This window comes from Microbacterium sp. ZW T5_56 (assembly GCF_044987425.1).
Classification (GTDB): Bacteria; Actinomycetota; Actinomycetes; order Actinomycetales; family Microbacteriaceae; genus Microbacterium.
In genome coordinates, this window is the sequence record NZ_JBJDRI010000017.1 from 15,363 (window position 1) to 33,762 (window position 18,400).

The window sequence follows — 18,400 nt, forward strand, 5'->3', positions numbered from 1 at the left end:
ATGGCACGCGTACTTCTCGCCGGAGAGTCCTGGTCCACCACGTCGATCCACACCAAGGGATTCGATTCCTTCATCACCTCCGCCTATGCGGAGGGCGGCACCGAGTTCATCGCCGCCCTGCGCGCAGCCGGGCATGAGGTCACCTTCCAGCCCAACCATGTCGCGGCCGACCACTTCCCCTGGTCGGCCGAGGAGCTGTCGGCGTTCGACGTCGTCGTGCTGAGCGACATCGGAGCGAACACCCTGCTGCTGCCGAACGATGTGTTCGCTCGCGGTCAGGTGCGCCCGAACCGTTTGCAGGTGCTGGCCGACTGGGTCCGCGAAGGCGGGTCGCTGCTGATGGTCGGCGGTTACCTGAGCTTCCAGGGCATCGAGGCCAAGGCCAACTACCGCGCCACTCCGATCGCCGAGATCCTGCCGATCGAGATGGAGATCGGTGACGACCGGGAGGAGACGCCGCAGGGCGCCGCTCCCCGGGTGATCGCCGAGCACCCGATCACGGAGGGTCTGGGCGAGGAATGGCCCGTCGTGCTCGGATATCACCGCCTGCGGACGCGGACGGAGGCGACGGAGCTCGTCGCCGTCGACGGCCTGCCCTTCGTCGTCGTGGGCGAGGCGGGGGCCGGACGAACCGCCGTGTTCGCCAGCGACATGGGTCCGCACTGGCTGCCGGACGAGTTCCGCGTCTGGGACGGTTTCGCGACGATCTGGGATCGTCTCGTGCGCTGGCTGGCGCGGGAGAGCTGAGGCAGATGACACAACGGGGGCCCGGATTCCGGGCCCCCGTTGTGTCGTGCGGTAAGGATCCCGCTCAGCGAGGTTCGTAGCGGATGGGCGATACGGCGGTCCGGATCAGCGCCCGCAGGGCATCGACGTCTCCGGTGAGCGTGCCGATGGCGCGCGCCTGCACGAGGAGGTTTCCGATCGCGGTGGCCTCCACCGGCCCCGCTTCGACGGCCACACCCGCGCGCTGGGCGAGCAGACGGCACAGGAGGACGTTCTGGCTTCCCCCGCCGACGACGTGGATCGTACGCAGCGGCGTCCCGGCGAGATCGGCAGCGGCGTGCGCCGCTTCTGCGAACGCGTGAGCGAGCGATTCGACGATGGCGCGGCACACCTCTGCCGGCGTCGACGGGGCGGGCAGGCCGCGCTCGCGGTACCAGGCGGCGATCCGAGACGGCATGTCTCCCGGGGGCGAGAACCGCGGATCGTCGACGTCGAACACCGCGGCGACCGGTGCGGACGCCGCCGCCTCCAGAAGGGCGGTGAGGTCGAGGTCGTGGCCGGCCTCTCGCCAGGTCCGCAGCGATTCGGTGAGGATGAACGTGCCCATCGAATTGCGCTGCAGCAGCACGCGACCGTCCGCGCCGAGCTCGTTGGTGAATCCGCCCCGTCGAGCGGCGTCCGACAGGGCCGGGGTGTTCGTCTCCACTCCCACCAGCCCCCATGTTCCGCAGGAGATGTAGGCCGAACCGGCACCGGCCAGCGGCGTCGCAACGACGGCGGATGCGGTGTCGTGGGCGGCGACGGCGACGACCTGGGGCGGCCTGCTCGCGAAGGCGGCGGCCGCGGCAGGGAGCTCCGACGCGGCCGCCGCGACCGGGGAGTGGAGGGTGAGGCGGCCCAGCACGGTGCCCGCGTCCACCAGCTCCGCCAGCACACCGGCGGGGATTCGCGCCGCGTCCACCAGGCGCGGATCCCACGAGCGGGAGACCGTGTCGATCAGCCCGGTGGTCGATGCGAGGGTCCGTTCCGCGATCTGCACACCGGACAGCCAGGAGGAGAACAGATCCGCGGTCAGCAGCACGCTGTCACCGGGGTGGAGCCGGTTATGGGCCACATCATCGGCCAGCTGGTAGATGGTGTTGATCGGCATGGGCTCCACGCCGGAGATCCGGAACTGTTCGGTCGGATCGAGGCGCGCGGCCACGGCGGCCACGGCCTCCGCGGTCCGTTCGTCCCGGTAGTGGTGCGGATTCGCCGTGAGCAGGCCATCGCGGACAATGCCGTAGTCGACGCCCCAGGTGTCCACCCCCACCGAGTCGATCGGCGCGCGCAGGTGGGCCTCGGCAAGGCGGGTCAATGCCGAGGCCCACGTGCGCGTGATGTCCCAGCGCAGCGAACCGTGCTCCCGAACGACGGGGTTCTCGAACCGCGCGGGCGCATCCAGTCGGAAGCCCTGCGGAGTGACTTCGGCCATGATGACGCGCCCGCTGGACGCGCCGAGGTCGATCGCTGCGTGGACGGTCATCGCTCGATCATCGCAGGAAAGCCGCCGCGACCCCCGAGTCCACCGGGATGTGCAGGCCGGTGGTGCGGGTGAGCTCGGGACCTGTGAGGACGAACACCGCGTCGGCCACGTTCTCCGGCACGACCTCGCGCTTGAGGATGGTGCGGTTGGCGTAGTACTGGCCCAGGTCCTCTTCCTTCACGCCGTAAGTGGCGGCGCGGTTTGCACCCCAGCCCGAGGCGAAGATTCCGGAGCCGCGAACCACGCCGTCGGGGTTGATGCCGTTGACACGCACCCCGTGCTCGCCGAGCTCCACCGCGAGCAGACGCACCTGGTGAGCCTGGTCGGCCTTGGTGGCGGAGTAGGCGATGTTGTTCGGGCCGGCGAACACGCTGTTCTTCGACGAGATGTAGATGATGTCGCCACCGAGCTTCTGCTCGATGAGGATCTTGGCCGCGGCCTTCGACACCAGGAACGAACCCTTGGCCATCACGTCGTGCTGCAGGTTCCAGTCCGCCTCGGTGGTCTCCAGCAGCGGCTTGGACAGCGACAGGCCCGCGTTGTTGACGACGAGGTCGACTCCACCGAAGGCCAGCACGGCGGCATCGAGCGCGGCCTGGACGGCGTCTGCGTTCGCCACGTTCGCCGCGACGCCGATCGCGACGTCGGTGTTGCCGAGCTCGGCAGCAGCCGCCTGCGCCTTCTCCAGATCCAGATCGGCGACCACGACGCAGGCGCCCTCGGCGGCCAGGCGAGTGGCGATGGCCTTGCCGATGCCCGACGCGGCACCGGTCACGAAGGCGATGCGGCCGGCGTGGGACTTCGGCTTCGGCATCCGCTGCAGCTTCGCCTCCTCCAGTGCCCAGTACTCGATGCGGAACTTCTCCGCGTCGGAGATGGGGGAGTACGTCGACAGCGCCTCGGCGCCGCGCATCACGTTGATCGCGTTGACGTAGAACTCACCCGCGACCCGCGCGGTCTGCTTGTCCTTGCCGTAGGAGAACATGCCCACGCCCGGAATCAGGATGATGAGCGGGTCCGCGCCGCGCATCGCGGGCGAGTCGGCGGTGGCATGCGCGTCGTAGTAGGCCGCGTAGTCGGCGCGGTACTGCTCGTGCAGCTCCGCCAGGCGGGCCTGAGCCTCATCGATCGTGGCGGTGGTGGGCAGGTCCAGCACCAGCGGCTTGACCTTGGTGCGCAGGAAGTGATCGGGGCACGAGGTGCCCAGCGCGGCCAGAGGTGCGAGCTTCTCCGATGCGAGGAAGTCGAGCACAGCGTCGCTGTCGGTGAAGTGGCCGATCATCGGCTTGTCGTGCGAGGCGATGGCGCGCAGGGTGGGGGCGAGGGCGGCGGCGCGCTCACGGCGCTCCGCCTCCGGCAGAGCCTCGAACCCGGCGACGACGCCGCCGAACGGGGCCGGGTCGCCGTGCTCGGCGATGTAAGCCGTGGCGGTGTCGATGATCCAGCGGCTGTTGGCCTCGGCCTCCTCCGAGGTGTCGCCCCAGGCCGTGATGCCGTGGCCGCCGAGGATCGTGCCGATGGCCTGCGGGTTCTGCTCCTTGATGGCCGCGATGTCCAGGCCCAGCTGGAAGCCGGGGCGACGCCACGGCACCCACACCACCTTGTCGCCGAAGATCGTGCCGGTGAGCTGCTCGCCATCGGCCGCCGTGGCGATCGCGATGCCGGCGTCGGGGTGGAGATGGTCCACGTGCGCCGCGTCGACGAGTCCGTGCATGGCCGTGTCGATGGAGGGAGCGGCGCCGCCCTTGCCGTGCAGGCAGTAGTCGAAGGCCGCGACCATCTCGTCTTCACGGTCGACGCCCGGGTAGACGTCCACCAGCTTGCGGAAGCGGTCCAGGCGCAGCACGGCGAGGCCGGGCTCGGTGAGCGTGCCCAGGTCGCCGCCGGAGCCCTTGACCCAGAGCAGCTCGACCGGCTCGCCGGTGACCGGGTCCGTTTCGGTGCCCTTCGCGGACGTGTTGCCGCCCGCGTAGTTGGTGATGCGCGAGTCGGCTCCCAGGCGGTTGCTGCGGGAGAGCAGATCGGTGACGGCGGGGGTGGTCATGAGGCTCCTTCATGCGCGACGATGTCCTGCCACGGTAGCGCGCTAGCTTTCGTTCGTCAAACAAAATAGTTTCGTTTGAAACTCTCTATTCATGGCAGACTGGCCGAGGAAGGTGGTGACCATGTCTGAAGCGGACGATCGCGGGCTGCGGATCCTGGAGATCCTGGAGGACCGTGAAGAGGTCACCGTGCTCGATCTGGTCTCCGTTCTCGGCGTGTCCGCTGTCACCGTGCGCAAGGACGTCGAGAGCCTGGAACGACGAGCCCTCGCGGAGCGCACTCGAGGCGGCGTTCGTTCGCTGCGCGCCGGGGTTGAGGGCGCCTTCGGTGACCGCCTCGCGCAGGGCGTGCGAGCGAAGCAGGGGATTGCGGCGGCCGCGGCCGCGCTCGTTCCGGACGGAGCGGCCATCGCCGTCGACGCCTCCACCACCTCGTACTTCTTCGCGCTGGAGCTGCTTGCCCGACGCGAGCTCACGGTCATCACCAACTCCCTGCGCATCGCCGGTCTCCTCTCGGCGCAGTCCGACGCCGAGATCGTGCTGCTCGGTGGCGCGGTCCGGCGGGCGAGCGAGGCGACCACCGGTGCCGATCCGAGCGCGCTGCTCGGCTATGGCCGGATCCGCACCGCGTTCTTCGGGGCCGCCGGGCTGTCGATCGAGCGCGGACTGCTGGAGGCGTCCGTGGCGGAGGCCGAGACCAAACGGGCCATGGCCGCCATCGCGGATCAGGTCGTGGTGCTCGCCGATGCCCGGAAATTCACCGGGTTCGGCATGCACCCGGTGATCGCAGCGGATCGCATCGGCCACATCATCACCGATCACGCGCCGCCGAGCCTGCTCGAGGACTGGCAGCGCGTCGGCGTCCGCGTGGAGCCCATCTCCGCCGCCGAGTGATCGGCGATCACCCACCGAGTATCCCCCGCGTCCCGCGCACCGAAGGAGTTCCGCATGACCGCTCGCATCGACCCGTCCACCGTCTCAGACGCCCTCGTGGGCCTCACCCGTTCCCTAGGTGAGCCCCACCGTGACCTCGTGATCATGGCGGAGGGCAACACCAGTGAGCTCGTCGCCCCCGGCACCATCGTCGTCAAGGCCTCCGGGTCTGCGATGAGCGTTGCCGGGCGGGACGACTTCGTCGTCGTCGATGTCGAGCCTCTGATCTCGATCATGCGCGACGCCTCGTCGTCCCAGGAGGAGCTCAGCGCCGCCCTGACGGCCGTGGCCGATGGCGTGCTGCGCAAGGCCTCGATCGAGACGCTGGTGCACGTCGCGTTCCGTGCTTTCAGCGACGTCCGCTTCGTCGCCCACACGCACCCGACGGCCGTGGTGTCGTTGCTGGCGAGCGTGCACGCACCTGTGGCGTTCGCGGGGCCGGTCTACACGGAGGAGCTGCTGACGCTGGGCGTCCCGCTCTATGTTCCCTACGCGGAGCCGGGCATCGAACTCGGTCGCGTGGTGCTGGAGGCGATCGCGGACTATGTGGCACAGCACGGCCGGGTCCCGTCGCTGGTGCTGCTGGGAAATCACGGCATCATCGCGGCCTCGGACACCGTCGACGGAATCGAGGCGGTGTCGACGATGGCTGTGAAGAGCGCGCGTGTTCGCGTCGGGGCGCTGTCTGCCGGTGGTATCGCGCCCATCGATCCGGAACGAGTGGCGCACTACTTCCAGCGCCCGGACTTCATCGAGCGCAGCGCGCACCTGTCGGGCCGCAGCGCCTGAGCGAACTCAGTTCAGGCCGAACAGCTCCACGGGGTGGGTCAGTCGCCACCAGGCGTCGGGACCGGGAAGCTCGTCCGTCAACTCCAGATCGACCGTGCTGGCACCGAGCGCGCCCGTCACGGTGAGGGTCCCCGCCTTCGCGCCCGCGGAGGTGTCTTCGTCGAGCTTCAGCTCGCGCGTCACCGTCGGCAGCTTCTGCCAGAGGCTGACATTCGCATCCGCCGCGGTGCGCACCGTGCTCGTCGCTCCCCACGTCGTGGTCACCGTCGCGACCTCGGTGCCCGCCGGCACGGCCGTAGCCGGAGCGAGCAGCGCGGTCAACTGGTCGTACAGCGATCGCGATACCGCGTCACGGTCATCAGAGCTCTCCTGATCCAGCGCCACCGCGAACGCACGCACGCGGGTGCCGGCGATGTCGAGGTCCTTCGCCGACAGCAGGTTGTAGCCCTCGAGGGTTCCGGTCTTCAGCCCGACGACTCCCGGGTCGCCGATGATGCCATTGGTGTTGGTGACCAAGCCGGCACCGGGCAGCTCCGTGCTCTGCTTCGCGGCGATCTCGGCCACCACCGGGTTCTGCAGTGCGACCTCCGCAAGGCGGATCAGCGCCTCCGGAGTCGCCGTGTTCTCGTGGTCGATGCCGGTGGGCTCGACCACGGTGATCTCGGTGAGTCCGACCTTCGCCAGCCACGCGTCTGCGGCCGCCACGTAGTCGGCATCCGTCGGCCAGAACTCCTGCGCCAGTCGATCGGTGTAGTTGCCGGCCGAACCCAGGATGATGCCCTCGAGCATCTGGTACTCCGTGAGCGTCCCGTCGACGGGAACATCCAGCGCGGACTCGTCTGAGCGCAGGTAATCCCAGTACGCATCGCTGTCAGACTGCGTGAAGGAGAACTCCCGACCGGTCTGGCCGAGCTCCAGCGGCTCCGTGTCGAGCACCGTCATCACGGTCACGATCTTCGTGATGCTCGCCATCTGCGTCCGCTCGGCCGTGGAGGCGTAGGTCGGGCCACCCTCATAGCCGATCGCGGCCGAGCCGACCGCGGGCCACACGGGCTGCTGCGTGCTGGCGACGGCCGGCTCCACGGCGATCGGAGCGACGGTGGGGGGAACCGATCCGAGCGGCCACAGCAGCGTCGTCGCCACATATCCGCCGACGATGGCGACCAGGATGGCACCCGGGATCCAGCCGCTGCGGGCGCGTGGCAAGCCCACCCCGGTGAGCAGGTCGCGCGCGACGAGAGTGGCACCCGCCGGCTCTGCGGCAATGGATGCGGGATCCACCCACTCCAGGGCGCGCGTGGTCGGTCCGCTCGGCGCGGGCTCCGGCTCCGCCGAAGCCGAAGGAGCATCGTCAACCGCGGACGAATCCGCGACAAGCGCGGCCGCGTCGGCGGACCCTCGGGTAGCGGGTCCGGTGGGTGAGGCAGAGTGCACTCGCCTAACGTACCGTGACGTCGCCGGGGGAGCCCTGGTGGAGTGGCCTCCACCCTGAGAGGTCCCCTGGGCTCGACCCCGAATCACCCCTGAGCATTACTGCAATTTCCTATCGATCACGTTTGAATGGCGGGATGACTGCGACAGAGGAGTCCCGGCCGCCGAGCATCTCGGTGGTGATCCCCGTCTACAACGAGGCGCCGATCATCGCTCGCTGTCTGACGGCGCTGCTCCAGCAGACGGACCTGCCAGACGAGATCATCGTCGTGGATAACGCCAGCACCGATGACACCGCCGCGATCGCGAGTCGCTTCGCGCGGGTGCGTGTGCTGCGTGAGGAGCGGCAGGGGATCACCTACGCACGGCAGACCGGTTTCGATGCGGCGCGGTTCGATGTCATCGCCCGAATCGACGCCGACACCCTGGTGCGCTCGGACTGGATCGAGCAGATCCGCGCCGACTTCCGCTCCTCGCGGGTGGACGCCCAGGGTGGTGGGGCGGCCATCGCCGAGCTCTCGCCCGGAGAGCGGTTCTGGTTCTCGTGGTGGTATCGAGGCTTCCGGTTCTGGCACCAGCGCAGCATCGGGGTGCAGCCGATGCTCTACGGTTTCAACAGTGCGCTGCGGCGTGAGGCGTGGCTGGCCGCGCGCCGGCTCGTGAGTATGGGGGATGACCGGGTGAGCGAGGATGTGGATGTCACGATCGCGCTCCTTCGCACCGGACACGCCCTGCGGTTCTCGCCCAACATGATGGTGAAGGCTCGGCTGTTCCGATCCATTGACCGGGAGAAGCTGGCGCGCTATTACGCCACCGACAGCATGACCCTGGCGCGGCATCGCTTCGGCAATCCGAAGCGGTGGGCGCAGGCGGAAGAACTCATGTCGTGACCCGGCGGTGGTATCGATCGCCCCGATTCTGGGTCAGTGCGATCACTGCGGTGCTGGTGATCGCGATCGTCATCGGCGCCTGGCCCACGGTGGTAGCGGCGTTCCACAGCCTGCCGCAGGTCAATCCCTGGGTGATGGCGCTGCTGATCCCGGTGCAGCTGGCAAGCTTCGCGGTGACCGGGGAGTCGCTGTTCTCCTACCTGCGCGCTCGCGGTGAGCTGCGCGGGCTGCATCCGCTGGCGGCGATGCGGATGTCGCTGGAGTTCAACTTCGCGAACCACATGCTGCCCTCGGGAGGTGCCGCCGGCATCACCTACGCGAGCTGGAAGCTGGCGACCCTGGGAGTGGCTCCGGCGAAGGGCACCCTCGCGCAGCTAGCCCGATTCGGTGTCACCTTCGTCTCGTTCACCATCGTGCTCGTGGTGTGCTCCGCCTGGCTGATCCTGAGCGGTCGCGGCACCCCGCTGCTGTTGTGGGTTGCCGCCGGAGTCGGCGGGCTGGCCCTGGTGGTGACCGTGGGTGGCGTGCTGCTGCTGCGTCGCCGTCGTCCCGTCCATCGCTTCGCGGGGCGGCTCGCGGCACTGGTGAATGCCGTGGGGCGCCGGGTCGGACGCCCGCAGCTGGTGGCGCCGATCGTGCTGGTGCGGTTCTTCGACGGCCTGCATCTGGAGCTGCGTGCCGTGCTGGAGCAGCCCCGGGCGCTGCTGGCTCCCTTCCTCTGGACGTTCCTCGTGCATGCGTGTGATGCGGGACTGTTCTGGGTGGGCCTGGCGTCGTTCGGACTCTGGCCCGATCCCGCCCTGGTGTTCGTGGCGTACGGCATGGCCACCGTGGTGAGCATGGTGGTCGCGACGCCGAACGGCATCGGCGGCTATGAGCTCGTCATGATCGGTCTGCTGGTGTCGGGAGGACTGCCCGGAGCGACCGTCGTGGCCGCGATCACGCTGACACGAGTGATCCTGCTGCTGGGCACGATCGTGTTCGGGTGGGCCTTCTACCAGCACAGCGTGACGAGATCGAGCGCCGCCGCCCCTGTGGTCTGACCACAGTAAACTGGAGGCATGCGGGTGCGATCATGACGGGGACGAGCGGAACCTCCTGGCGGATCTGGGCAATCTGGACCACGGGTGTCGCCGCCTATGTGCTCTCCGTCGCGAACCGCACGTCTCTCGGCGCGGTGGGCGTCGATGCCGCGCACCACTTCGGGGCCGATGCCTCCACGCTCGCGATGTTCGCCGTGCTGCAGCTCGCCGTCTACGGTCTCGCGCAGATCCCCGTGGGCCTCATGCTCGACCGGTGGGGCGCGCGTCCGATCATCACGGTCGGCATGATCCTGATGGCCGTCGGCCAGTTGGTGATGGCGCTCGCACCCAATGTGGGCATCGCGATCCTCGCCCGGATGCTGCTCGGGGCCGGTGATGCCGCCGTCTTCCCCAGCGTGCTGCGCGTGGTCGCGACGTGGTTTCCCGCCCAGCGCGCGCCGCTGCTGGTTCAGCTCACCGGCATCGTGGGGCAGGCCGGGCAGCTGCTGGCGCTCGTTCCGCTTGCAGCACTGCTGCACGCGACGACCTGGTCCATCGCGTTCGGCTCACTCGCCGGCCTCGGAGTGCTGTTCGCGATTCTCGTCTTCGCGGTGATCCGCAATCGCCCGCCGGAGCGACAGGAGGATGTCTCGGTCAACACCGACACCGGTGCGATCCGCGTGGTTCGCTCCTCCATCGACCTGCGACAGAGCGTGGCCGACGCGTGGGCGCACCCGGGCACGCGCCTGGGCTTCTGGTCGCACTTCACGACGCCCTTCGCCGGCACCGCGTTCATCATGCTGTGGGGCGTTCCCTTCCTCACCGAGGGGGAGGGGTTGAGCACCTCCGCGGCCTCGGTGGTCACCAATCTGTACGTGGTCTTCGGCATGGCGGTGGGGCCGATCCTCGGCGCGCTGTCGAGCAGGCATCCACTGCGCCGCTCGAACATGCTGGTGCTGCCCACCGTGGGACTGCAGCTGCTGATGTGGGTGATCGTGCTGGTCTGGCCCGGGCCCGCTCCGCTGTGGATCCTGATCCTGCTGGCCCTGGCTCTCGCAACGGGCGGCCCTGCGTCGATGATCGCGTTCGACCACGCCCGCACCTACAACCCGGAGCATCGGCTGTCGACTGCCACCGGCATCGTGAACGGTGGCGGTTTCCTCGCGGGGCTGCTTGCGATCCTGTTCATCGGGCTGGCCATGGACCTGCAGGGTGCCGGGGATCCGACCCACTACAGCCTGGACGCGTTCCGCATCGCGATGCTGACACAGGTGCCGCTGTGGCTGCTCGGGGCGGCCATGATCCTGCGCGAACGGCGTCTGGTGCGCCGGATGATGGGTCTCACGCGCCCACGCTGACACCTTCCCGATGACGCTCCGGGTCCCCCCCCGGACCGCTGCGCTCGGGGATGGCTATACTCGGGGGACACCACGGGAGTCCTCGTCGAGGGCTGAGAGGAAGCGATCGCGCTTCGACCGTTGAACCTGATCCGGGTCATGCCGGCGAAGGAAGGGAATATTTTCGTGCATTCATCCACGTCTCCACAGCTGCACGCAGCGGCTCGCCGCATCGACACCCGCTGGCGGGTGGTCGACATCGTCGTGGCCAGCGTCATCGCGGTGGCCTGCGCCGCCCTGTTCCTGATCTGGAACGTCGCCTATGAGGGACCGTCTGCGCTGCTCAAGCCGCTGCTTCCCGGCGTGCAGGGTCTGCTGGCCGGCCCCTGGCTGATCGCCGGCGTGCTCGCCGGGTTCATCGTGCGAAAGCCCGGTGCCGCGATCTACGCGGAACTCGTGGCCGCGTCCATCTCTGCGCTCCTCGGCGCGCAGTGGTCGGGCCTGACCGTCGTCTCCGGCGCGGTGCAGGGGCTGGGCGCGGAGCTCATCTTCCTGCTGTTCCTGTACCGCGTGTGGAACCTGCCGGTGGCTGCGCTCGCCGGCGCCGCCGCGGGTCTCGCCTGCGGCATCAACGACCGCATCCTCTGGTACGCCGGCATGGACTCGCTGTTCACGACCGTGTACATCATCAGCACGACCATCTCCGGTGCGGTGATCGCGGGAATCGGCGGCTGGCTCATCACGAAGGCGCTGGCCAAGACGGGCGCGCTCTCGCGCTTCGCCGCCGGGCGCCAAGCCGCCGCGCGCGTCTGAATCGGCCGCGATGACGGCGGTGGCGCTGGAAGCGCGGGACTGGGGGGGGCGATACGCCACCCGCAAGGCCTGGGCGGTGACCGACGTGACCTTCCGGGTGGAGCCGGGGGAACGTGTGCTGCTGCTGGGTGCTTCCGGATCCGGCAAGTCGACGGTGTTGCACGCCTTCGGTGGCGTGCTCGGCGGCGACGACGAGGGTGAGGCCCGTGGTGAGCTCCTCGTCGACGGATCCCCGGCCACCGCCGTCCGCGGTCGCGTCGGACTCGTGCTGCAAGACCCGGACACGCAGGCGGTGTTGTCGCGGGTCGGTGACGATGTCGCCTTCGGACCCGAGAACCTGGGCGTTGCGGCAGACGAGGTCCCGATGCGCGTGCGTCGGGCCCTGGATGAGGTCGGGCTCGATGTCGCCCTCGACCGCTCCACCTCCGCCCTGTCCGGAGGCCAGAAGCAGCGTCTCGCGCTGGCCGGCGTCCTCGCCATGCAGCCGGGCGCGATCGTGCTGGACGAACCCACCGCGAACCTCGATCCGGAGGGGGTCGCCGAGGTGCAGGGGGCTGTCCGTCGGGCGCTGGAGTCCACCGGTGCCACGCTGCTGGTGGTGGAGCATCGGATCGAGGCCTGGCTGCCGGTGATCGACCGGATCATCGTGCTGGGTGAGGGCGGAGTGATCGCCGACGGACCCGTGGATCGCGTACTCGGTGATCGCGGCGCGGAGTTAGCCGCTGCCGGCGTCTGGGTGCCGGATCATCCGCCTCGTCGCCCCGCCGCTCCCGTGTCCGCACCGGGTGCGACGTTGCTTCGCGCCACTGCGCTTGCCGTGGCTCGCGTCCCCGGCCACCCCGTCGCCGGACCGCTCGATGTCGAGGTGCGTGCCGGTGAGGCATTGGGCATCGTGGGGCGAAACGGTGCCGGCAAGTCGACGCTGGCACTGACCCTCGCCGGTCTCATCCGACGGTCTGCGGGCACGGTGACGGCGGCCGCCGACCTGTCCGACGGCCTGCGCAGCGACCCGTACCGCTGGCGCTCGCGCGAACTGCTCACGCGGATCGGAATGGTGTTCCAAGAGCCCGAGCACCAGCTGCTCGCCACCACTGTGCGCGGCGAACTGGAGGTGGGACTGCGCGCCCTGAAGCGCTCCGAGGCGGAGATTCGCATCCGGGTCGATGAGCTGCTCGCGCGCCTGCGACTGGATCGTCTCGCGGATGCCAATCCCTACACGCTCTCGGGTGGGGAACAGCGCCGGTTGACGGTCGCCGCGGTGCTGGCCACCGGTCCGCGGGTGATCGCGCTGGATGAGCCGACCTTCGGTCAGGATGCGGTCACCTGGGCGGAGCTGGTCGCGCTGATGGCGGAGCTTCGCGACGAGGGCCGAGCGATCGTCGCCGTCACACACGACGCCGACGTGCTCACCGCGCTGCATGCCCGCACCGTCCGCGTGGGGGCGGACACATGACTCTCGCGATGCCGGTCGGCACCACCACCCGCCAGCGTGGCGGTCCGATCGCGCCGCGGTCGCCGCTGGCGAAACTCGGCGCGTCCCTGCTGTTGGCGCTGCCGCTGATCCTCACGCTCGACGTCGTCTCCGCGTCGGTCGCGCTGCTGCTCGGGCTCGGCTTCGTGTTCGCGTCGGGACTGCGTCCGAGGGAGTTCTTCCTGCGAACGATTCCGGTGTGGGTCGCGGCTCCTGCAGCGGCGGTCGGCATCGGCCTGTACGGACGCAGTTCCGGGGCCGAGCTTTTCGAGTGGGGCGCGATCCACGTGAGCGAGGGTTCGCTGGAGCTGGCGCTCGCCACCACGATCCGGCTGTTCGCCATCGGGCTGCCCTCGATCGCCCTGTTCGCCTCCATCGACCCGACCGACCTCGCCGACGCGCTGTCACAGCGCCTGCGGCTGCCGAGCCGTTTCGTGCTCGGCGCCCTCGCCGGGATGCGGCTGCTCGGCCTGCTCGCGGACGATGTGCGCTCGCTCGGGCTCGCTCGCCGTGCGCGGGGCGTCGCCGATCAGGGACGCATCCGTCGCGTCCTGGGCACGGCCTTCGCGCTGTTCGTTTTGGCGATCCGCCGCGGCACGAAACTCGCGACCGCCATGGAGGCTCGTGGCTTCGGCTCGTCCAATGCGCGCAGCTGGTCGCGTCCGTCGCCCTTCGGCGGTGCAGACGTCACCCTCATGGCGGTGGCCGCGCTGATCTCGGCGGTGGCGCTGACAGCGTCCATCGCCACCGGATCGTTCAGCTTCGTCCTCGCTCCAGGCTGACCGCGTCGTCGGTACGCTGGAGGGGTGCACGAAGCGCCCGAACGAATCGTCCGCCGATTCGCCGCGGCGGGAAACCTCGTCGTCTCCGGGCAGCGCACCGCGGTGGTGCCCGCCCACCCTCCGCTCGAGGATCTCCTACGCCGCCTCGGCGCGGTGATCTGCGACGTTCGTGACGCGCAATACGTCTACGCGGACGGTGATGCCGGCATTCGTCTCACGGCTCGGGACCTCGCCGACGGTGCGGTGGTGATCGAATGCGGCGATGCGGCAGCCTTCGAACCCGGGGCGCGGGCGCAGGCTGAGAACACTCGCAGCCCGTTCCTCGCGTTCCGTGAGGGCGATCGGCTGACACGCGTGCTGCCCTCGGGCGCTCGCCGAACCCCGCGTACCGACGTCGACGATGCGGACGCCCGCCTGCGGTGGGCGCATGACTTCATGCCCGCGTGCACGGCACAGACCCGGCGACTCGGCAGCGCCCTCGCCGGAACGAGGTTCGGGATCAGCATGGTGCTGGAGCCCAAGACGGCGAATCTTGCCCTGTTCCTGCGTGCAGCGGGCGCCCACGTGGTGCTCTATGCTCACGCCGACGAGACGGATCCTGCCATCGCCGATGCGCTGCGTCGTCGTGGCTTCACGGTGCACGCCTCCACCGATGAGTCGCGGCAGCTCGCCCATGCGCGCGCGTTCCTAGCGGAGGGTATCGACTTCCTGCTGGACGACGGATCGCACCTGATCCGGCTCGCGCAGCTCGACGGCGTGGCACTGCGGGGCGCTGCGGAGGAGACCACCAGCGGCCTGCGCCCGTTGCGGGCGATGGGCGACGCGCTGACGATTCCCGTCGTGGCCGTCAACGATGCGCGTATGAAGACTCGCTTCGACAACCGCTATGGCACCGGACAGTCGTGCGTCTTCGCTATCGCCGATCTGCTCGACGGGATCGGTCGCGGATTCGCCGGATCGCCGGTCACGGTGATCGGCTACGGTCCCGTCGGGGAGGGCGTCGCGCAGCACGCCCGCGCTCTCGGCGCTGAGGTCACGGTGGTGGAGCACGACCCGGTGCGAGAGCTCGAAGCGCGTTCGGCCGGCTATCCGACGACCGAGGCCGCGGCGGCTGTCGCGCGCGGTGGCATCGTCATCTCCGCGACCGGCATGGCGGGCACGGTGCCTACGCAGCTGCTGCGCACGGCACCGCCCGACACCGTGTTCGCGGTGGCGGGCGGAGTCATCGACGAGATCGAGCTGTCGGCGGGTGGGGAGTGGGAATCCGAACTCGCGCCGAAGGTGGAGCGGCTGCGGCTGGAGGACGCGCACACCGTTCTCGTGCTCGATCGCGGAGGGTGCATCAACATCACGGCCGGCGAAGGCAACCCCGTGCAGATCATGGACTACTCGTTCGCCGCCCAGCTCGCCGCCGCGCGCCTGCTCGCGGAGGGTGCGTTCCCGGACCCCGGGGTGCACCCGCTGCCTGCGGCCGAGGACGAGGCGATCGCCGCGCTCCTGCTCGACCGTCCGGTTCCCACCCGCACCGCATCCACCCCGGCAGACGCCGACTGGCTCCCAGCCCGTTTCCCCACCGCGCGCCCCCGTCCGCGCCCCACCCCATGACCCCGTCCCGAAACACCCAAGCAAGTCCGAGAAACCCCGCAACGCAGGGTTTCTCGGACTTGCTTGGGTGTCTCGCGGAGTGTGCATGAACCCGAGAGAACCATGACCGACGCCAGCGACATCACCCTGTACTCCGCCCGTCTCGTGGTGCCGATGACCGCACCCGCGATGCGGGACGGAGCCGTCGCGGTGCGCCACGGCCGGATCCTCCACGTCGGCGAGCGCGCCTGGGTGCGCGACATGCTCACCGATCGCGGCGAGCGCTTCGACGAGGTCCGCGTCGACGGCGCGCTCCTTCCCGGGCTCGTGAACGCGCACTCGCACCTGCAGTACTCCGGAATGTCCGAGGTCGGGCAGGGGCGATACGCGGGTTTCGACGACTGGGCCGACGCCTTCGACGCGGTGTACGAGGGCCCGCACGACTGGCACGCGGATGCCGTGGTGGGCGCGCGGCAGATGATCCGAGCGGGCATCACCTCCGTGGCCGACATCGTCACCGACGCCGCGGCGCTGCCCGTGCTGGGCGAGACGGGCCTGGGCGGCATCACCTACTGGGAGGTGATGAGCTGGACCAACGAGGACTGGGCCGCTCGCGGGCGCGAGCTGATCATCGCCGAGCTCGATCGGATTCCGCCCGTGCCCGGTGCCGGCCTGTCGCCGCACGCGCCATACTCGCTGGATACCGAACCGCTGCTGGAGATCCCCGACATCGTCCGCGCTCGCGGGCTTCGCACACATCTGCACCTGGGCGAGAGCGCCTTCGAGGGGGAGCGGCCGGGAACGGACCCCGGCGATCCCTGGCGCTTCGCCAAGCTGGAGAGCTTCCAGTCCCTGCGCGCTGCGGGCTTCGGTGCCAGTGCCACGGAGTTCGTGGATCAGCTCGGCGTGCTCGGCCCGGACTGCCACGTCGCGCACGGGGTCTACATGACGGCCTCCGACCGCGCGTTGCTGCGTGCCCGTGGCACATCGGTGGCGCTGTGCCCGCGCTCGAACGACGTGATCGGTCTCGACGCGCCACCGGTGGCCGCCTATCTGCGCGAGGGCAGCCCCGTCGCCGTCGGCACTGACTCGCTCTCCTCCAGTCCATCGCTGGATCTGATGGCGGACGTGGCGGCGCTCGTGCGCATCGCTCGCGCGCAGGGCTACGCCGACCGCGACCTGCACGAGCGGCTGCTGTCGGCTGCCACTCTCGGCGGTGCACACGCGATGGGCATCGATGTGGGCCCGGATCGCACCGGCTACCTGGCCGTGGGAGCGCGTGCGGACCTCGCCTGCTTCCGGCTCGACGACGTCGACCTCGGTCGAGAGGCGGGAATGGCCGACGGGCTTGCCGCGCTCGCGGAAGACGGTGCCGGCCGTGCGATCCGCACCGTGATCGCCGGCGAGACGTCCTTTTCGAAGGAGAACGAATGACTGACAGCGATGCGCGTGTGGCCCGCCGGACTCCCGACGGAGAGCTCATCGAGTGGATCGCGGTGCCGCAGCGCGCGGCGGATCTGCAGCTGGAGCCCCATCCGGAGGGCGGCTGGTACCGACGCACGTGGACCGCGCCGGTGGAGGTGACCGCGCACGGCGGCATCCGTCCGGCGGCCACCATGATCCTGTTCCTGCTTCCGGTGGGGGAGGCGTCGGCCTGGCACGTCGTGACCAGCGACGAGATCTGGCTGTGGCACGGTCCCGGACCCGTTCGCGTGCAGCACGGCGGTGACGGCGAGGGCCCGCAGGACGGTCCGATTCACGTGCTTGATGCCGCGAACCCGCAGGTCCTGGTTCCTGCCGGAACCTGGCAGCGCACGGTCCCTGCGGCGGAAGAGGCGCTCGTGTCGTGCGTCGTATCGCCCGGCTTCAGCTTCGCCGATTTCACCCTTGCCTGACGCGCGACGACCGAGCGATGCCCGAGCGGTGCCGGTGCGGGATGAAAACCGCATCGCGCAGTGTCGTGGCAGGAGCGTTTTCGATCTTTCACCCGGCCGATCCGCGCTCCCAGGTACCGGTTCCGCAACAGTGCGTCACCGTGTTCGGCGTCGCGGCACCCGGCCGCCTACCCTGGAATCAACCCGAGCACACGCGTGCGTCCGTGATCGTGCTCATGCGCCGCCGCGAAACCGAGTCCGCTCCCGAGCGCACTCCCGAATCCTGAGGTCCGTCATGCCTTCCATCCTCCGCTCCGTCCGTCACGGGCTGGTCGTCGCCGGTGTTGCGGCCGGCCTGCTCGCCCTCTCCGCCTGCTCCACTGGGTCCTCGGCCGACGCCGGCCCCACCGCCGACGGCACGCCCATCGCCGGTGCGGAGTCGTCGCTGCCCACCGTCGTCGAGGGCAAGCTCACCATCGCGACTGGTGAGCCCGCCTACGAGCCGTGGGTCAAGAACGACGACCCCGCCTCTTGCGAGGGCTTCGAGGCCGCCGTCGCGTGCGCGGTCGCCGAGCAGCTCGGCTTCACCACCGATGACATCACCTGGGTGCGCACCACCTTCGATGCGGCGATCACGCCGGGTGAGAAGGACTGGGACCTGAACATCCAGCAGTACTCCATCAGCGAGGATCGCGCGAAGGTCGTCGACTTCTCGTCGCCGTATTACACCACCTCCCAGGTGGTCGTGGCGAAGGATGAAGCCACCGCGAAGACCCTCGGCTCGATCGATGCGCTGAAGAAGGCGTCGGTCGGCGTCATGGTCGGAACCACCAGCTACACCACGCTCGTGGACGCGACCGGTGCGGAGCCGCAGGTGTTCAACACCAACGCCGACCTGGTCGCAGCGCTGCAGTCCGGCCAGATCGACGCCATCGTCACCGACCTGCCCACCGCGTTCTACGTGACGGGCGCGCAGGTCGAGGGCTCGGCCATCGTGGGACAGTTCGCCGACACCACCGGGGGCGACGAACTCGCCTTCGTGCTGCCGAAGGACTCGAAGCTCACGGCCGACGTGACCGCCGCCGTCGACGCGCTTCGCGAGTCGGGCAAGCTCGAGGAGATCACCACCAAGTGGCTCTCCACCGAGGCCGCGGTTCCGGTCCTCAAGTAAGGACGCGCGT

Annotated in this window: 16 protein-coding genes and 1 riboswitch; of the genes, 13 read left to right on the forward strand and 3 right to left on the reverse strand. The window is 69.6% G+C overall.

The window, feature by feature from the left end; all coding sequences use genetic code 11:
- The gene (locus ACI3KU_RS09925) at positions 1-747 is read left to right on the forward strand and encodes a glutamine amidotransferase (RefSeq protein ID WP_404922151.1); all 747 of its coding nucleotides are present in this window, start codon (positions 1-3) and stop codon (positions 745-747) included.
- Positions 748-811: 64 nt separating this feature from the next.
- Here the strand turns inward: ACI3KU_RS09925 and ACI3KU_RS09930 are convergent, their stop codons facing one another.
- Entirely contained in the window at positions 812-2,251 is a 1,440-nt protein-coding gene (locus ACI3KU_RS09930) for a rhamnulokinase family protein (RefSeq protein ID WP_404922152.1), read from the reverse strand.
- Between the two features lie 7 nt (positions 2,252-2,258).
- Positions 2,259-4,295, reverse strand: coding sequence for a bifunctional aldolase/short-chain dehydrogenase (locus tag ACI3KU_RS09935; RefSeq protein ID WP_404922153.1), 2,037 nt, complete (start codon positions 4,293-4,295; stop codon positions 2,259-2,261).
- A 121-nt stretch (positions 4,296-4,416) separates the two neighbouring features.
- Between ACI3KU_RS09935 and ACI3KU_RS09940 the strand changes: the two genes are divergently transcribed.
- Both ACI3KU_RS09940 and ACI3KU_RS09945 read left to right on the forward strand, forming a co-directional pair.
- Positions 4,417-5,187 carry a DeoR/GlpR family DNA-binding transcription regulator gene (locus ACI3KU_RS09940; protein ID WP_404922154.1) on the forward strand — a complete coding sequence of 257 codons (771 nt, stop codon included), beginning with the start codon at positions 4,417-4,419 and terminating at the stop codon, positions 5,185-5,187.
- Positions 5,188-5,241: 54 nt separating this feature from the next.
- Positions 5,242-6,015, forward strand: coding sequence for a class II aldolase/adducin family protein (locus tag ACI3KU_RS09945; protein WP_404922155.1), 774 nt, complete (start codon positions 5,242-5,244; stop codon positions 6,013-6,015).
- Between the two features lie 6 nt (positions 6,016-6,021).
- On the opposite strand, the gene ACI3KU_RS09950 is transcribed toward ACI3KU_RS09945, so the two are convergent.
- The gene (locus ACI3KU_RS09950; RefSeq protein ID WP_404922156.1) at positions 6,022-7,449 is read right to left on the reverse strand and encodes a D-alanyl-D-alanine carboxypeptidase; all 1,428 of its coding nucleotides are present in this window, start codon (positions 7,447-7,449) and stop codon (positions 6,022-6,024) included.
- Between the two features lie 134 nt (positions 7,450-7,583).
- Here ACI3KU_RS09950 and ACI3KU_RS09955 point away from each other — a divergent pair, with 134 nt between their 5' ends.
- From ACI3KU_RS09955 to ACI3KU_RS10000, 10 genes are all read left to right on the forward strand, one after another.
- A complete protein-coding gene (locus ACI3KU_RS09955; RefSeq protein WP_404922157.1) occupies positions 7,584-8,336 on the forward strand; it encodes a glycosyltransferase family 2 protein in 753 nt (250 codons plus the stop codon).
- Positions 8,333-9,379 (forward strand): YbhN family protein, encoded by a 1,047-nt coding sequence (locus tag ACI3KU_RS09960; RefSeq protein ID WP_404922158.1) that lies wholly within the window; start codon positions 8,333-8,335, stop codon positions 9,377-9,379. Before ACI3KU_RS09955 ends, ACI3KU_RS09960 begins: the two co-directional genes overlap by 4 nt.
- Positions 9,380-9,411: 32 nt before the next feature.
- Positions 9,412-10,716, forward strand: coding sequence for a nitrate/nitrite transporter (locus tag ACI3KU_RS09965; protein ID WP_404922159.1), 1,305 nt, complete (start codon positions 9,412-9,414; stop codon positions 10,714-10,716).
- 62 nt (positions 10,717-10,778) lie between these two features.
- Positions 10,779-10,887: riboswitch (TPP riboswitch) on the forward strand.
- The gene (locus ACI3KU_RS09970) at positions 10,882-11,508 is read left to right on the forward strand and encodes an ECF transporter S component (protein ID WP_404922160.1); all 627 of its coding nucleotides are present in this window, start codon (positions 10,882-10,884) and stop codon (positions 11,506-11,508) included. It overlaps the preceding riboswitch by 6 nt.
- Positions 11,509-11,518: 10 nt before the next feature.
- The gene (locus ACI3KU_RS09975; protein WP_404922161.1) at positions 11,519-12,961 is read left to right on the forward strand and encodes an ABC transporter ATP-binding protein; all 1,443 of its coding nucleotides are present in this window, start codon (positions 11,519-11,521) and stop codon (positions 12,959-12,961) included.
- Positions 12,958-13,761: an energy-coupling factor transporter transmembrane component T family protein gene (locus ACI3KU_RS09980; protein WP_404922162.1), complete on the forward strand. Its 804-nt coding sequence runs from the start codon at positions 12,958-12,960 to the stop codon at positions 13,759-13,761. Before ACI3KU_RS09975 ends, ACI3KU_RS09980 begins: the two co-directional genes overlap by 4 nt.
- A 24-nt stretch (positions 13,762-13,785) precedes the next feature.
- On the forward strand, positions 13,786-15,366 hold the full coding sequence (locus ACI3KU_RS09985) for an adenosylhomocysteinase (protein WP_404922163.1): 1,581 nt from the start codon (positions 13,786-13,788) through the stop codon (positions 15,364-15,366).
- A gap of 102 nt (positions 15,367-15,468) precedes the next feature.
- Complete coding sequence (locus ACI3KU_RS09990; protein WP_404922164.1) at positions 15,469-16,779, forward strand: amidohydrolase family protein; 1,311 nt, start codon at positions 15,469-15,471, stop codon at positions 16,777-16,779.
- Positions 16,776-17,240, forward strand: a complete 465-nt coding sequence (locus ACI3KU_RS09995) for a cupin domain-containing protein (protein WP_404922165.1) — start codon at positions 16,776-16,778, stop codon at positions 17,238-17,240. Before ACI3KU_RS09990 ends, ACI3KU_RS09995 begins: the two co-directional genes overlap by 4 nt.
- A 274-nt stretch (positions 17,241-17,514) precedes the next feature.
- A complete protein-coding gene (locus tag ACI3KU_RS10000) occupies positions 17,515-18,390 on the forward strand; it encodes a transporter substrate-binding domain-containing protein (protein ID WP_404922166.1) in 876 nt (291 codons plus the stop codon).
- The last annotated feature ends 10 nt before the right edge of the window (positions 18,391-18,400 follow it).

Coding starts and splice junctions, on each gene's coding strand:
- ACI3KU_RS09925 (WP_404922151.1), top strand. CDS start 1: ATGGCACGCGTACTTCTCGCCGGAGAGTCCTGGTCCACCACGTCGATC.
- ACI3KU_RS09930 (WP_404922152.1), bottom strand. CDS start 2,251: ATGACCGTCCACGCAGCGATCGACCTCGGCGCGTCCAGCGGGCGCGTC.
- ACI3KU_RS09935 (WP_404922153.1), bottom strand. CDS start 4,295: ATGACCACCCCCGCCGTCACCGATCTGCTCTCCCGCAGCAACCGCCTG.
- ACI3KU_RS09940 (WP_404922154.1), top strand. CDS start 4,417: ATGTCTGAAGCGGACGATCGCGGGCTGCGGATCCTGGAGATCCTGGAG.
- ACI3KU_RS09945 (WP_404922155.1), top strand. CDS start 5,242: ATGACCGCTCGCATCGACCCGTCCACCGTCTCAGACGCCCTCGTGGGC.
- ACI3KU_RS09955 (WP_404922157.1), top strand. CDS start 7,584: ATGACTGCGACAGAGGAGTCCCGGCCGCCGAGCATCTCGGTGGTGATC.
- ACI3KU_RS09965 (WP_404922159.1), top strand. CDS start 9,412: ATGACGGGGACGAGCGGAACCTCCTGGCGGATCTGGGCAATCTGGACC.
- ACI3KU_RS09975 (WP_404922161.1), top strand. CDS start 11,519: ATGACGGCGGTGGCGCTGGAAGCGCGGGACTGGGGGGGGCGATACGCC.
- ACI3KU_RS09980 (WP_404922162.1), top strand. CDS start 12,958: ATGACTCTCGCGATGCCGGTCGGCACCACCACCCGCCAGCGTGGCGGT.
- ACI3KU_RS09990 (WP_404922164.1), top strand. CDS start 15,469: ATGACCGACGCCAGCGACATCACCCTGTACTCCGCCCGTCTCGTGGTG.
- ACI3KU_RS09995 (WP_404922165.1), top strand. CDS start 16,776: ATGACTGACAGCGATGCGCGTGTGGCCCGCCGGACTCCCGACGGAGAG.
- ACI3KU_RS10000 (WP_404922166.1), top strand. CDS start 17,515: ATGCCTTCCATCCTCCGCTCCGTCCGTCACGGGCTGGTCGTCGCCGGT.